At 40.1% G+C, this 13,740-nt stretch carries 20 protein-coding genes; 18 read left to right on the forward strand and 2 right to left on the reverse strand.

Going from position 1 to position 13,740, the window contains the following annotated elements:
* Positions 1–19 precede the first annotated feature (19 nt).
* On the reverse strand, positions 20–184 hold the full coding sequence (locus TY03_RS22700; protein ID WP_222860407.1) for a hypothetical protein: 165 nt from the start codon (positions 182–184) through the stop codon (positions 20–22).
* A gap of 11 nt (positions 185–195) precedes the next feature.
* The gene (locus TY03_RS16280) at positions 196–1,602 is read right to left on the reverse strand and encodes a DUF3945 domain-containing protein (RefSeq protein WP_042371908.1); all 1,407 of its coding nucleotides are present in this window, start codon (positions 1,600–1,602) and stop codon (positions 196–198) included.
* A 284-nt stretch (positions 1,603–1,886) separates the two neighbouring features.
* Between TY03_RS16280 and TY03_RS16285 the strand changes: the two genes are divergently transcribed.
* From TY03_RS16285 to TY03_RS16365, 18 genes are all read left to right on the forward strand, one after another.
* Positions 1,887–2,213 carry an ArsR/SmtB family transcription factor gene (locus TY03_RS16285; RefSeq protein WP_042371910.1) on the forward strand — a complete coding sequence of 109 codons (327 nt, stop codon included), beginning with the start codon at positions 1,887–1,889 and terminating at the stop codon, positions 2,211–2,213.
* 66 nt (positions 2,214–2,279) lie between these two features.
* Complete coding sequence (locus tag TY03_RS16290) at positions 2,280–2,522, forward strand: thioredoxin family protein (protein WP_042371912.1); 243 nt, start codon at positions 2,280–2,282, stop codon at positions 2,520–2,522.
* Positions 2,523–2,524: 2 nt separating this feature from the next.
* Complete coding sequence (locus TY03_RS16295; RefSeq protein ID WP_042371914.1) at positions 2,525–2,959, forward strand: nitrophenyl compound nitroreductase subunit ArsF family protein; 435 nt, start codon at positions 2,525–2,527, stop codon at positions 2,957–2,959.
* Between the two features lie 7 nt (positions 2,960–2,966).
* Positions 2,967–3,683 carry an aromatic aminobenezylarsenical efflux permease ArsG family transporter gene (locus TY03_RS16300; protein WP_042371916.1) on the forward strand — a complete coding sequence of 239 codons (717 nt, stop codon included), beginning with the start codon at positions 2,967–2,969 and terminating at the stop codon, positions 3,681–3,683.
* A 13-nt stretch (positions 3,684–3,696) separates the two neighbouring features.
* Positions 3,697–4,026, forward strand: coding sequence for an arsenite efflux transporter metallochaperone ArsD (gene arsD / locus TY03_RS16305; protein ID WP_042371918.1), 330 nt, complete (start codon positions 3,697–3,699; stop codon positions 4,024–4,026).
* Positions 4,027–4,033: 7 nt separating this feature from the next.
* The gene (arsA, locus tag TY03_RS16310) at positions 4,034–5,749 is read left to right on the forward strand and encodes an arsenical pump-driving ATPase (RefSeq protein WP_042371919.1); all 1,716 of its coding nucleotides are present in this window, start codon (positions 4,034–4,036) and stop codon (positions 5,747–5,749) included.
* A gap of 7 nt (positions 5,750–5,756) precedes the next feature.
* Positions 5,757–6,212, forward strand: coding sequence for an arsenate reductase ArsC (locus tag TY03_RS16315; RefSeq protein ID WP_042371921.1), 456 nt, complete (start codon positions 5,757–5,759; stop codon positions 6,210–6,212).
* Between the two features lie 12 nt (positions 6,213–6,224).
* Positions 6,225–7,268 (forward strand): ACR3 family arsenite efflux transporter, encoded by a 1,044-nt coding sequence (gene arsB, locus TY03_RS16320; RefSeq protein ID WP_042371924.1) that lies wholly within the window; start codon positions 6,225–6,227, stop codon positions 7,266–7,268.
* Positions 7,269–7,291: 23 nt separating this feature from the next.
* Positions 7,292–8,038 (forward strand): hypothetical protein, encoded by a 747-nt coding sequence (locus TY03_RS16325; RefSeq protein WP_042371926.1) that lies wholly within the window; start codon positions 7,292–7,294, stop codon positions 8,036–8,038.
* Between the two features lie 433 nt (positions 8,039–8,471).
* The gene (locus TY03_RS22545; RefSeq protein WP_154663605.1) at positions 8,472–8,639 is read left to right on the forward strand and encodes a hypothetical protein; all 168 of its coding nucleotides are present in this window, start codon (positions 8,472–8,474) and stop codon (positions 8,637–8,639) included.
* 6 nt (positions 8,640–8,645) lie between these two features.
* On the forward strand, positions 8,646–9,116 hold the full coding sequence (locus tag TY03_RS23045) for a permease (RefSeq protein ID WP_262482526.1): 471 nt from the start codon (positions 8,646–8,648) through the stop codon (positions 9,114–9,116).
* A 35-nt stretch (positions 9,117–9,151) separates the two neighbouring features.
* On the forward strand, positions 9,152–9,553 hold the full coding sequence (locus TY03_RS23050) for a permease (RefSeq protein ID WP_262482527.1): 402 nt from the start codon (positions 9,152–9,154) through the stop codon (positions 9,551–9,553).
* 342 nt (positions 9,554–9,895) lie between these two features.
* Positions 9,896–10,015 (forward strand): hypothetical protein, encoded by a 120-nt coding sequence (locus tag TY03_RS23255; RefSeq protein WP_449374813.1) that lies wholly within the window; start codon positions 9,896–9,898, stop codon positions 10,013–10,015.
* 165 nt (positions 10,016–10,180) lie between these two features.
* A complete protein-coding gene (locus tag TY03_RS16345) occupies positions 10,181–10,588 on the forward strand; it encodes a DUF6769 family protein (RefSeq protein ID WP_316929671.1) in 408 nt (135 codons plus the stop codon).
* Between the two features lie 101 nt (positions 10,589–10,689).
* Positions 10,690–11,076, forward strand: a complete 387-nt coding sequence (locus TY03_RS22705; RefSeq protein ID WP_052332525.1) for a hypothetical protein — start codon at positions 10,690–10,692, stop codon at positions 11,074–11,076.
* An 11-nt stretch (positions 11,077–11,087) separates the two neighbouring features.
* On the forward strand, positions 11,088–12,065 hold the full coding sequence (locus tag TY03_RS16355; protein WP_034753041.1) for an IS982 family transposase: 978 nt from the start codon (positions 11,088–11,090) through the stop codon (positions 12,063–12,065).
* 97 nt (positions 12,066–12,162) lie between these two features.
* A complete protein-coding gene (locus tag TY03_RS16360) occupies positions 12,163–12,489 on the forward strand; it encodes a phosphatase PAP2 family protein (RefSeq protein WP_081713122.1) in 327 nt (108 codons plus the stop codon).
* A gap of 12 nt (positions 12,490–12,501) precedes the next feature.
* Positions 12,502–13,725: an efflux RND transporter periplasmic adaptor subunit gene (locus TY03_RS16365; RefSeq protein WP_042371933.1), complete on the forward strand. Its 1,224-nt coding sequence runs from the start codon at positions 12,502–12,504 to the stop codon at positions 13,723–13,725.
* The last annotated feature ends 15 nt before the right edge of the window (positions 13,726–13,740 follow it).

The raw sequence follows: 13,740 nt of genomic DNA on the forward strand, positions 1-13,740 counted from the left end.
TCTTTTACTTTTATGGATTTTAGTGGATTTGAGAGCTTTTACTCTCCATTTGTTGAATTATTTTCCGGTCGTAATAGATGTGATAGCCATCTATATAATATCGCTCGTTCTCCTTCTCAACGGCTTTCCAGTTGGTTTTCCGCCAGAGAATAATAAAGCCAATCACGATGATTGAAAGGAGCATTGCAATTACCATTATCGGCGTATACCTTTTCCTTTTTTCTGTGCCTCTTCTACCTGTTTTTGCTCTTGCTTTTCGGTAGGCTGAACCTGTCCCTGTTGCAATGGCTCTTTCACATTCTTGGTAGCCTCGTTGGTTTTCCCCTCCGAATTGACAGCTACCTGTGTTTTAGAGGCATTATCGGGGGTAATTTCTTTGGCTTTGGACTTGTCGGGGTTCCATTTGAGAAAGTCAAACTTGTTCTTCTCATAGTTCGGTTTGACGTAAGCATTAAACGGCTTGCCCTCTTTGTCAAGTAACCCAGTCATGTAGACTGCTGCTCCCGATTTTAGGCGGGCTTGCTCTTCGGGGGATACCTCTCTACCGAGCAACTTTTCGGGTACTCGAAGTTCTTTGTTGCCACTCTGCTGCTGTGGTGCTTGTGTCTGCTCTTTCCGTTCCGTCTGCTTGGGCTGGTTATGAAATTGAAACTCAATGCCTCGCTTATCAGCATTCATCTGAATGGTGGCGTTGAAACTCTTACCATTTTTTGCAGTCATGCCTTCCAGATAAATTCCTTTTCCCTCTGCAAGTGCTTTTTTCTGCTCATCACCAAGAGTTACTCCCTTAATCTCGTTTGGAACTCGAATCTTATCGGCACTCAGTGCAACCAAATCATTGGTGAGTTTATCCACACTCACAAAAGCAATAATCGGATTAGGTACATTTGGAATTTTAAGCTCCACCAAACGCCCCAAATTGCCCGTTTCAAGAAGTGCCTTTTTATCGGCATCCGTAAATGTGTTACCGTAAAATGCTTTCTCTAATTGGGGCTGTTTCTGCATGGCATGAATGGCGGGAACAATACGCCCGTCAGGAGTCTCTTTGAGCGAGAGGCGTACATCGGTACGAAGCGTTGCGTCACCCACTTTAAGGGTAATGGGGACAAGTCCCGGACTCTTTCGGAAGTTGAGCATGGCATCCAACGCTCCGGTTTTTTCCAGACTTTCACGGGTGACGCCCATCTGCTCGAACTGTGCCCAATCCACACGGTCAGCATCAATGGGCTTATAGCCCTGCTTCTCGTGAATACCGAACTCGGAAAGATCGACACGCACCGAGTCCAACATCTCCTTGTTGGATTGCTTGTCGGGTTCTTTAAGCATCTCGCCAATAACGGTGGCGTTGCTCTCCACATTCTCGGCAGATACTTTGAAGAAGTTGAAATGCGTGGGGTCTTTGTACTGACGTAGGAAGTTGGAGAAGAAGTTTTCAAGCACGTTGCTGTGCTTATCAATTTTCATAAACTCCTTTTCATGCTCTTTTTTGGGTGGAACGGTTTTGAGTTTCCCCTTATCGTCCATCCCTGCGACAACTTTCAAGGAGTTCTCGTCCTTAGTTTTGACCAACAGAACATCTTGGTCTTTGACTTTTTCGTCCATAGATTCATTGATTTTAATAGCATCAACATTAATGCTCGGACAAAGCTAAAGTAAAGATTTTGAGTATTTTTACACCGAAAGCTAACTGCGTACATTTGTCTCCGGCATGGATACATTTGTCCATGCAGATGAAATCAGATGATTAAAATTTGATAGTTTTGAGGGTGTACTTTATTATAATAATCGTGGCTTTTCACATAATCTTTTCAAGGTACAAAAAACGTTATGAATAATTTGGTAGTTACAAATAATGTTCGTAACTTTGCGAACAGAAATAAGAAAAGATGAAAAAGGATAGAGGTTATACGGTAGATAATGAGCAATTAGCTCGTTTTGCGAAGGCGTTGGGACATCCTGCACGCATTACTATAATGGAATTTTTAGCAAGTCAGGATAGTTGTTTCTTTGGTGATATTCATGATGAGTTGCCAATTGCTAAAGCGACTGTATCTCAACATCTAAAAGAGTTGAAAGATGCAGGGTTGATACAGGGTGAAATCGAACCACCAAAGGTGCGTTACTGTGTGAATAAAGAAAATTGGGCATTGGCAAAATCTCTATTTTCTAAATTGTTTGCTCATTCAATGTGCGAAAAAGTATGCTGCGAATAGTCGCATATTTTTTTGATTATATTGTTCGTAGTTTTGCGATTTACTAACATTAAAAATAGAACAAAAATGGAAATTAAAGTATTGGGAACAGGTTGCCCGAACTGTAAGACACTCTACGCAACCGTTGAAAAGGCTATTGACGAACTGAATTTAGATGCGAAGCTCATTAAGGAGCAGGATATTCTGAAAATTATGGAGTATAACATCTTGGGGCTGCCTGCACTCGTGGTCGATGAGAAGGTGTTATCCGTGGGCAAAGCACTGACTTTATCCGAAGTAAAACAACTACTAACCAAAGAACCAATCTAACTATGAAGAAATTATTATTTGCTTTAATGGCAATCATAGCCTTAACCTCATGTGGGAATAGCCAAAATGCTAATGCACAAGGGGCAACTAAAACCAATCAAAAAGAATATGTAGAGGTACTCTATTTTCATGGCAAGCAACGTTGCGTCACCTGCAATACCATTGAGAAATTGACTAAAGAGGTTATTGATAAAGACTTCGCCCAGCAGCTTAAAGATGGAAAGGTAGTATTCAAGGTTATTGATATTTCGACGAAAGAAGGTGAAAAAATAGCCGATAAATATGAAGTTACATGGTCGTCGCTGTTTGTAAATAAATGGAAAGATGGCAAAGAAACTAAAAATAATATGACCGATTTTGGATTTTCGTATGCTAAGGGATCGCCCGACGTATTCAAAGAGGGCGTGAAAAAGAAAGTTAACGAACAACTAAAATAATCGACCAATGGACTTTCTTCAATCACTTTTAGATAACAGCACGATACCTGTTATTACGGCTTTTCTGCTGGGGTTGCTTACGGCAATCAGCCCATGTCCTTTGGCAACCAACATCACGGCGATAGGTTTTATAAGTAAGGATATTGAGAGCCGTCACCGCATTTTTTGGAATGGAATACTCTATACTGCTGGCAGGATTATTACATACGCAGGCATTGGCTTCATCCTTATTCCGATTTTGCGTGAGGGCGCAAGTATTTTTGTCATTCAAAAAGCAATAGGCAAGTATGGCGAGATGATTATCGCCCCTGCTCTTATTCTCATTGGTTTGTTTATGCTCTTTGGCAATAGACTTAATCTTCCCAAATTTGGTTTTGGCGGTGGCAGTGCTAATTCCGAGAAATTAAAGAATAGAGGGAGCTGGGGAGCTTTGCTTTTGGGTGTGCTCTTTGCGTTGGCTTTCTGTCCTACGAGTGGTGTCTTTTACTTTGGGATGTTGATGCCGATGTCAGCTGCTGAAACGGGAGGACTACTTCTGCCTGTCGTTTTTGCCATCGCCACAGGACTACCTGTTATTATTGTCGCATGGATATTGGCATATAGCGTAGCAGGTCTTGGCAAATTTTATCAGCGTATGCAGGTATTCCAAAAATGGATGAACATTATTATCGCATTGCTCTTTATTGCGGTAGGTATTTATTATGCTATGATTTTTTACTTTTAAAATACAAACGAATATGAAAACAATAGAAATTTTCGACCCTGCGATGTGCTGTCCGACAGGGTTATGTGGTCCGAACATCAATCCTGATTTGATGAGAATTGCCGCTGCCGTTCAACTCTTGCAAAACCAAGGTGCGAGTATCAAAAGACACAATTTGCGTGATGAACCACAGTTGTATGTCTCGAACCAATTAGTAAACCAATATTTGCAAGATAAAGGTGTTGACGGACTACCCGTAACACTTGTAGATGGTAAAATCACTATAGAAAAGGGTTATCCTACAAATGCTCAACTAACCGAGTGGACAGGAGTCTCTTTAGATATTATTCCAATTATTAAATAATAAAAAAATGGAAACATTCGATTTATCAAAAATAGCCCTTACTAAATATCTGTTTTTTACAGGTAAAGGTGGCGTGGGTAAAACTTCGCTGGCTTGTGCCACAGCCGTAGGCTTGGCTAATCAAGACAAAAACATCTTACTTATTAGCACCGACCCAGCTTCCAACCTACAAGATGTATTCGGGCAAGAATTGAACGGACACGGAACAGCTATCGCCGAAGTTCCGGGATTGACAGTTGTCAACCTCGACCCAGAAGAGGCTGCTGCTGAGTATCGTGAGAGTGTTATCGCTCCTTTCAGGGGTAAATTGCCTGATAGCGTAATCAGTCAGATGGAAGAACAGTTATCAGGTTCTTGTACGGTGGAGATTGCCGCTTTTAACGAGTTTTCGGATTTCATTACCGACCCGAATAAGCAAAAAGAGTATGACCACATCATTTTCGACACTGCTCCCACGGGGCACACGCTCAGAATGCTACAACTACCATCTGCTTGGAGTACGTTTATCAGCGAAAATACGCATGGGGCATCTTGCCTTGGGCAACTATCGGGACTTGAAGCACGCAAAGAGATTTACAAGCAGGCAGTTGATACGCTTTCGGATGGTAAGCTGACAAACTTAGTGCTTGTTAGCAGACCCGAAACAGCTCCGTTGAAAGAGGCTGCTCGCTCATCGCACGAATTACAATTGTTAGGAATCAAAAATCAGGTGTTGATTGTCAACGGTGTTTTAGGTCAGATAGATGATGCGGACAAAATTTCTAATCAACTGCATCAAAGGCAACAAAATGCACTCCGAGAGATGCCCGATACATTAAAGGAGTATCCAACATATAGTGTTCCGCTTCGTTCGTATAACCTTTCAAATGTTGCCAATATCCGAAGAATGTTGCATGACGACACTCTTTTGCAGCACGAAACGAGAGAACCTCTTACAGGTGTCCATACATTGAATGATTTGTTGGACGATCTTCATAAAACCAACAAGCGTGTTGTCTTTACAATGGGTAAGGGCGGTGTAGGCAAAACGACAATGGCGACCAATATTGCATTGGGATTGGCAGAACGTGGAGCAAAAGTACATCTGACAACTACTGATCCTGCTAATCACCTGAACTACGATTTAGTGACCTCAAAAGGTATCACCGTGAGCCGTATTGACGAAACTGTGGTGCTGGAAGAGTACAAGAACGAAGTCCGTGCCAAGGCGAAAGCTAACAATATGTCGGAAGCCGATATGGAATACATCGAAGAGGATTTACGCTCTCCCTGCACACAAGAGATTGCTGTATTCAAAGCATTTGCACAGATTGTGGACAAGGCGGACAATGAAGTAGTGGTTATAGACACTGCTCCCACGGGGCACACACTGTTGCTGCTTGATGCTACGCAAAGCTATCATAAAGAGGTTGAGCGAACACAAGGCGGAATCCCCGACGCTGTGAGTAATCTGTTGCCTCGTTTGCGAAACGAGAAGGAAACAGAGGTTGTTATTGTCACACTACCCGAAACGACCCCAGTGTTTGAGGCAGAGCGTTTGCAAAAAGATTTGCAGCGAGCTGGTATTCACAATAAATGGTGGATTGTGAACTCATGCCTTTCACTGGTCGAAACCGAAAACCCGTTCCTGAAAGCGAAAGCTCACGGCGAACGAGTTTGGATAGAGAAAGTGAAACAATTATCAAATAATAACACAGCACTCGTTGAGTGGAAAAATATATAAAAGTAATATGAAAGTACTGATTCTTTGCACTGGCAATAGTTGCCGCTCTCAGATGGCACATGGCTTTTTGCAGTTGTTTGATAAGGATCTGATTGTTCGTTCGGCTGGTACACAGGCGGCAGGTAAATTGAATGCAGGAGCAGTTAAGGCAATGGCAGAGGTGGGAGTGGATATCTCCCACCACACCTCTGACCCTGTTGGAATGTATCTTGACGATGAGTGGGACTATGTGATAACCGTCTGCGGTGGAGCAAACGAGGCTTGCCCAATGTTTACCGGAAAAGTAAAACACCGCCTTCATATTGGTTTTGACGACCCATCGCACGCCGAAGGGACTCCCGAATTTATCGAAAGCGAGTTTCGCCGTGTAAGGGACGAAATAAAGAGTCGTTTCTACGAATTTTACATTAAAGAGATTAAGAAACAAGAGTTGCCAAAATGTTCTTGTGGTGGCAACTGCTAACTATTTACAGAAATGGAAAAGAAACAAGGCATAGGCTTTTTTGAACGATACCTGACTATCTGGGTAGCACTATGTATCGTTGTGGGAATTGGTATAGGTCAATATTTGCCCATCATTCCAGATACATTGAGCAAATTTGAGTACGCTAAGGTATCTATACCTGTTGCAATACTCATTTGGTTGATGATTTATCCGATGATGCTCAAAGTGGATTTCCAAAGCGTGAAGAACGTAGGAAAAAGACCCAGAGGCATTATAGTAACTTGTGTTACCAACTGGCTAATAAAGCCGTTCACGATGTTCGGCATTGCATGGCTCTTCTTCTACGTGATTTTCAAGGCTTTGATTCCTGCGGAGTTGGCACACGAATATCTTGCTGGAGCTGTATTGCTGGGTGCTGCACCCTGTACGGCAATGGTATTTGTTTGGAGTTATCTGACCAAAGGTGATGCTGCTTATACATTGGTACAAGTGGCGGTGAATGACCTGATAATTCTTGTGGCATTCGCTCCGATTGTAGCATTCCTGCTCGGCGTTGGTGGTGTTGAAATTCCTTGGGATACGCTGTTACTATCGGTGGTGTTGTTTGTGGTTATACCTCTTGTGGCAGGTGTTTTGACACGTATAGGGGTTGTAAAACGCAAAGGAATAGAGTATTTCAATAACGTATTCGTTAAGAAATTCGATAATTTCACCATTGGCGGTTTGCTTTTGACGCTCATTATCTTATTTTCTTTTCAAGGAGAAACAATTTTGAACAATCCGCTGCATATCCTACTTATTGCCATCCCATTGATTATTCAAACGGTATTGATATTCTTTGTAGCCTATGGTTGGTCGAAAGCGTGGAAACTTCCGCACAACGTGGCGGCTCCTGCCGGAATGATTGGAGCAAGTAACTTTTTTGAGTTATCAGTAGCAGTAGCTATCTCTTTATTTGGACTTCAATCGGGTGCTGCACTGGCAACAGTTGTGGGCGTATTGGTGGAAGTACCTGTAATGCTTATGCTCGTTAAAATTGCAAACAATACTCGTGGGTGGTTTCCTACAAAATAAGTTTAATACATAAAACAATTAAAATGAAATCATTAAAAACATTCTTACTACTTGCTGTGACTATATTTGCAACAAGCAGTTGTTCCGCAGAAAAAAACACAACGGTTAAAGATCAGTTGGCAAAAGCTAAAGACAACAACAATATGGTATTGATGGTCGTAACCGACAAAAACAACTCTGCCGAGAAGATGAACGGTTTGGTAAAAGAATCCATTAAGGATTTGCAAAATATTACTATTGTGCAAATGAGTATGGACGATGAAAAGAATGCTGATTTGGTAAAGGAATATAAACTAAGTGGTGCACCAATGCCAGTGTTACTTCTGTTCTCAAACAAAGGACTGATGTTGGGCGGTATGGTAGAAGCACAAGTAACAAAAGAAGCTATTGTAGACGCTATTCCTACCCCAAAGTACAGCGATATAACTTTTGCACTTAGTCAAGGTAAGCCAGTCTTCGCAGTGGTGTCTAATAATAAATTCAAGAGTGATAAATCAGCTCGTGAACTCTGCGAATCTGCAAAAAAAGAGATGACAGGCAAAGCCGAAATAATTGTAATTGATGCTGAGGATGCTAAAGAAAGTAAGCTGATAAGCATGTTGAACATTAAAAACAAGTTGGAAGATACCTTCATTATCGCTATCAACGGTCAAGGTATTATGTCGGGACGTTTCGATGTAATCCCAGCCCAAACCGAATTGGTCGCAGCAGCAACCAAAGTGGTGCAGAGTGGCTGTGCTCCCGGAGGTTGTACTCCGACTTGTAAGTAATAAAAGGTAGCCATTGGAATATATGGCTATTAATTTGAAATCAATGTTCGTATAAGCACGAACTGAATATTAAAGTTATGAGTAAAAAATCAGTTATAGGAACAACATCAGTAGGAATACTATCTTCTCTACGTGGCATTTTTAGGTGTAGTATCGTGTTGCGGACTACCCATATTAGCAGGCATACTTGCTTGGCTCGGAATAGGAGCATCTCAACTTAGTTTCTTTGCAGAGTACAGACCGTTTTTTTATCGGAGTCGCCATAGTAGCACTTCTATTTGGCTTTTGGCAGGTCTATTTAAAGAAGAAAACATCCTGTTGTACAACAACCTCTTGCTGCGGAACTTCTGACACCAAAGAGGAAAATCCGAAGCCAAAGTCAAACCTGTTTCAAAAGATATTTCTCTGGATTGGGGCAATTGTAATCGCACTTATGTTGATTTTAGGAGAACAGAACGCACCAGCCGAGCAAACAAACGGCTCACTTGCTCCACAAATTCAGCTACAAGACCAACCATCTGGTTGTTGCCCTGCCGAACCAACAAAAGAGTCAGTACAAGAAAAAGAGAATCAATCATCGGGCTGCTGCCCTCAAAATTAATAGAAAATGAATACGCTTTTAGATACACTTCAATATTTTGCCTTTATTACCATTGAACTGATAGTCCTTTTTATGGCAATCAGTGCTTTGGTCGAAATTATCTTAATGTATATTCCTGCCGAGAAGATTCAGAAAAGTCTTTCCGGTAAGGGGATTATGGGTAATATACTTGGTGCTGGATTTGGGGCATTGACTCCGTTTTGTGCCTGTTCCACTATTCCGATGACCGTTGGTTTTCTCAATGCAGGTGTACCGTTCGGCTCGGTAATGTCGTTTCTGATTTCTTCGCCACTGCTCAATCCTATTATTATCGGAATGTTGGGAGCATTGGTCGGAATTAAAGCCGCTGTAATCTACTTTGTCATAGCTTTTATCTGTTCGGTTGCTTTTGGAGCTATTCTACAAAAGATAGGTGGAGCTAAGTATATTAAAAATGTACGTGTGAAGCCAAGCTGCTGTGGGGGGGGGCTGCGGTAGTTGTTGATAAGCGAGCCTTGCCATTCAAAGGTAAATTGAAACTTGCATTTACTGCTGCATGGGGAAGCCTTCGTCCGATTATGGGATATTTGCTTATTGGTGTTGCACTGGGTGCTGCCATCTATGGATATATGCCGGAGGATTTTGTTTTGAAAATTGCCGGAGCCGACAATCCTTTTGCCGTACCTGTTGCAGCAATCTTGGGTGTACCTCTTTATATCAGAGCGGAAACAGCTATTCCTATCGGTATTGCATTGATGGGTAAAGGTATGAGTATCGGTGCTGTTATCGCACTTATCATTGGAGGTGCAGGTATGGCGATTCCCGAAATGAGTATGCTTGCCAGTATCTTCAAAAAAAAGTTGGTAGCTATGATTGTGGTAACTATCTTTCTTACGGCAGTAGCCGGAGGATATTTATTCAATATTTTATTATAATCTTAAATCCGCAATGGAAATACAAAACCATTTAAATATCAACTATTTAGAAATGTTTCATTATCCAAATGGCAGAAAAGAGAGTGTGCTTAATATCTTGACTTCAAGGAATAACCCAATAACCCTTACGCCTATTAGGTATAAATTAATAAAACATAGATTTTTCTATCTCTTTGAGATAACTTATTCTCTTCAAATACTGATAAATTCAATGCTTACAGCATTTTTGGGAGAACTCAAAATGAATTTATTAAAAGTTTATGAAATAACGATAAACAAAAGACTTTCAAGCATTTACTTACCAAAAAGTGCCAAATAGCCAGAGCATAATTAAAGCAAAAGATAAAAGATATTCAAGACGTGATATCCACACACGATTTGCATATATGGAGTTTGGACGGGGAATCTCATGTTATGACTCTTCATGTTGTTACATCGGGAAGAGAGAGTTTAGATATTTAAAAGCAAACTTTAGCCATTGCCGATGAATATCATCCATATAACTATTGAATTTGCACAAGCAAATAGTGCTTGTGCAACTAATTGCGATTTTAATATATATATATATTCATTTTGCAACTCAGTTGCAGAAATAAAGTTGTATCTTTGCAGAAAATAAATAAAACCGTGAGTAGAAACAGGCACATAGCAATTATGGTATTATCAGTATTTGTATTACTGGTAGCTCCATTTATACCACATCACCATCATAGTGGAGTGGCGTGTGCTGTTATAGAGCGTTGCGAACTGGATGATACATACAATGATGAGCATACTGATCATGCTGGTGATGTAGAAAAAGTATCATGCATTGAAGATGCAACCTATTTGGCTTCTCAATCAAATTCTTTTGGTGATTTTAATAATACTCACCTTTTCCCAATACTTATCTCCACGCTAAATATATTTCTTAGTGGTAATGACGATGTTGAAATTAGACTCCCTTATGGTGAGTTTCTCATTTTCTACAAGTCTCTTGAGATAAGCGGATCTAACGGTCTGCGAGCACCTCCCCGTATTTTTCTTAATACCTAACTCAATAGGTATTTTACGTGCATTCTTCTTTGCACGTAATCAATTCTTATATTTCCACAAATTGCATTTTACAACATGAAATGCAACTAAATGATTGCTAAATGACTTTTACGAGAAAAGCATTAGTGCTGTTTGCACTATACTTTCCTTTGTTGTCATATGCCAATAATGGTAGAAATAAGGATAATCCCGATAGTGATAGCTTACAACTATCTTACCCCAAATTTACAGCAAAACCTCTTATTATTCCGGCTTCACTAATGATATACGGAGCAATAGAAACGCTGCTTGCACCTAAATACAGGGGACTAAACTATGCCATAGGTCACGAAGTGATTACTCACAAACCTTCGCAATTCACAATTGATGACATTACTCAGTATGTTCCAGCAGCTAGTGTGTATGTTTTAAATTTGGGCGGAATGAAAGGAAGACATAACTTCAAAGACAGAACAATAATATTAGGTATAACCCGTTGGCGGAATTAATTCACTAAAAAATGTCAGGAAATAAGTTGTGCATATCATTGATTATTAGTATTTTAATGGTGATCAAACTATTAATATACAGCTCAATTATGCACAACTTATATGCAATATTCGCTAAATTTCTTGATATATGCAAGATGTTTTCTGCTGATTTAGTAAACGAAAAAGGGAATATACCTCGCAGAGGAGTCGTCCCGAAGTTCTCTGACTTAGAAGTGATCAGTTTAAGCCTTGCTGCCGAATCAATAGGCATAGATAGTGAAAGCTTTTTGTTTTCTAAATTAAATGAATACAAAGATGATTTTTCTTCTCTCATATCCCGTCGTCAATATAATGATCGCAGGAAGCTCACTATCGGCTTATGTAATCAGGTGCGTGAAAGAATTGCATCAAAAGTTGATGGTGGAGAAGCTATTTTCTGTATTGATTCTATGCCAATTGAAGTCTGTCGTCCCATAAGGTCAAAACGTTGTAAAATGGGAAAGAATAATTATGATAAAGCTCCCAATTATGGCTATTGTGCTTCACAGGGTAAACATTATTACGGATATAAATTACATTCTCTCTGTGGGTTGAGCGGTGTCATACACTCTTTTGACCTGACAAAGGCGAGTGTTCACGACATTCATTATTTGAAAGACGTAAAGTGTAACTTTCAGAATTGCACCATCATCGGTGATCGTGGATATATTGGAGCAGCCATACAACTTGATTTATTTGAAAAAGCTAATATCAAGTTGGAAGTTCCATATCGGTCGAATCAAAAAGATTGGAAACCTGTATTTAGTCCATTTGCTAAAGCAAGGAAAAGGGTTGAAACGCTTTTTGCACAATTATGCGATCAATTTATGATAATCAGAAATTACGCAAAACAAACAGAAGGATTGTTTACCAGAATTACGGGGAAAATTAGTGCACTTACAATCCTTCAATATATAAACAAGATTAATAACAAACCCATTGGACAAATTAAATATGCACTAATTTAATTCCGCCAACGGGTTAGGTATAGCAAGTCTTTTTACAGCAGCTTCGGTTAATGCGATAAAATATACGGCAAAGGTAGAAAGACCTGATAAGTCTGCAATGAACTCTTTCCCTTCCGGACACACCGCTGTTGCCTTTATGGGGGCAGAATTCTTGTGGCAAGAATATAAAGATGTTTCAATTTGGTATGGCATAGGTGGGTATACGGTAGCAACATTAACTGGAGCTTTTCGGATGTATAACAATAAGCATTGGATAGGAGATGTTGCATTTGGAGCAGGTCTCGGAATTTTGAGTACGAAACTTGCATATTTATTGCATTCAGCTATACAAAGCAAATGGTTAAATAGTAACGGGAACAATCTTGTCTTTTATCCTTATTATAATGGACAACAAGGTGGAATATCAATATCAAAACAATTTTAAACTGATTAAAAAATGAAAACGAAAATAGTAGGTATCTTAATTATTACAGCGCTTTTTACAATGAGCTGTAATTCTTCTCAAAATAGCGAACAGAAGGTATCCTCTGATAAGCAGCACACAGAGGGTGACGGTCACGATCATAGTGCAGAGAATGCTGTATCTCTGCAAAATGACGAACAAAATAAAGGCAGTGAAGACGTATCAGGCGGACACGCCGACGAAATAGTCTTCACTCAAAAGCAGGCTGAAGCAATTGGTCTCAAGACTGAAGTCATAACATTTGCACCTTTCCGAAGTGTGATTAAGACGAGTGGGCAGATACAAGCACCACAAGGTGATGAGCAGACTGTTGTTGCAACTTCAAACGGTGTGGTCTCGTTCTCCAATAAATCAATCGTGGATGGTACTCCTGTAAGAGCTGGTGAATCAATAGTTACTGTTTCGGCTAAAAACTTACAAGAAGGCGATCCTGCTTTAAAAGCAAAAATCTCTTTTGAAACTGCCCAAAAAGAGTACAAAAGAGCAGAAGGACTGGTTGCCGATAAAATTATTTCAGCTAAAGAATTTGAGCAAACTCGCTTGCGTTATGAAACAGCAAGAAATACTTATGAAGCCCAAGCATCTAATGTGACAGCGACTGGTATTCGTGTTACTTCTCCTATAAGTGGTTATATTAAAAACAGACTGGTTAATCAAGGAGAATATGTAACCGTAGGTCAACCGATAGCAACAGTAGCGCAGAACCGACGCTTGCAACTACGAGCAGAAGTATCTGAAAACTACTTCAAGTTTCTAAGAAGTGTGAATAGTGCGAATTTCAAAACCACTTATGACAATGCAATATATAAATTGTCCGATCTTAACGGAACATTGCTGTCTTATGGCAAAGCCTCTAATAGTAATTCATTCTATATTCCTGTAACTTTCGAGTTTGACAATATTGGCGATATTATCCCCGGATCATTCACAGAAGTTTATTTGCTCACTCAGCCCAAAGATAATGTGATTTCAATTCCAGTTTCAGCATTAACAGAAGAGCAAGGTCTTAATTTTGTTTACCTACAAATTGAAGATGACGCATTTAAAAAGCAAGAAGTAACTGTTGGACAGGATAATGGGGAACGAGTAGAAATAATGAAAGGTCTCAAGAGTGGAGACAAAGTAGTTACCAATGGCGTTTATCAAGTGAGACTGGCGGCATCTTCGTCTGCTATTCCTGACGGTCATAATCATTAATAATCCATTAAAGCT

This window comes from Bacteroides neonati, from assembly GCF_000499785.1.
GTDB lineage: Bacteria > Bacteroidota > Bacteroidia > Bacteroidales > Bacteroidaceae > Bacteroides > Bacteroides neonati.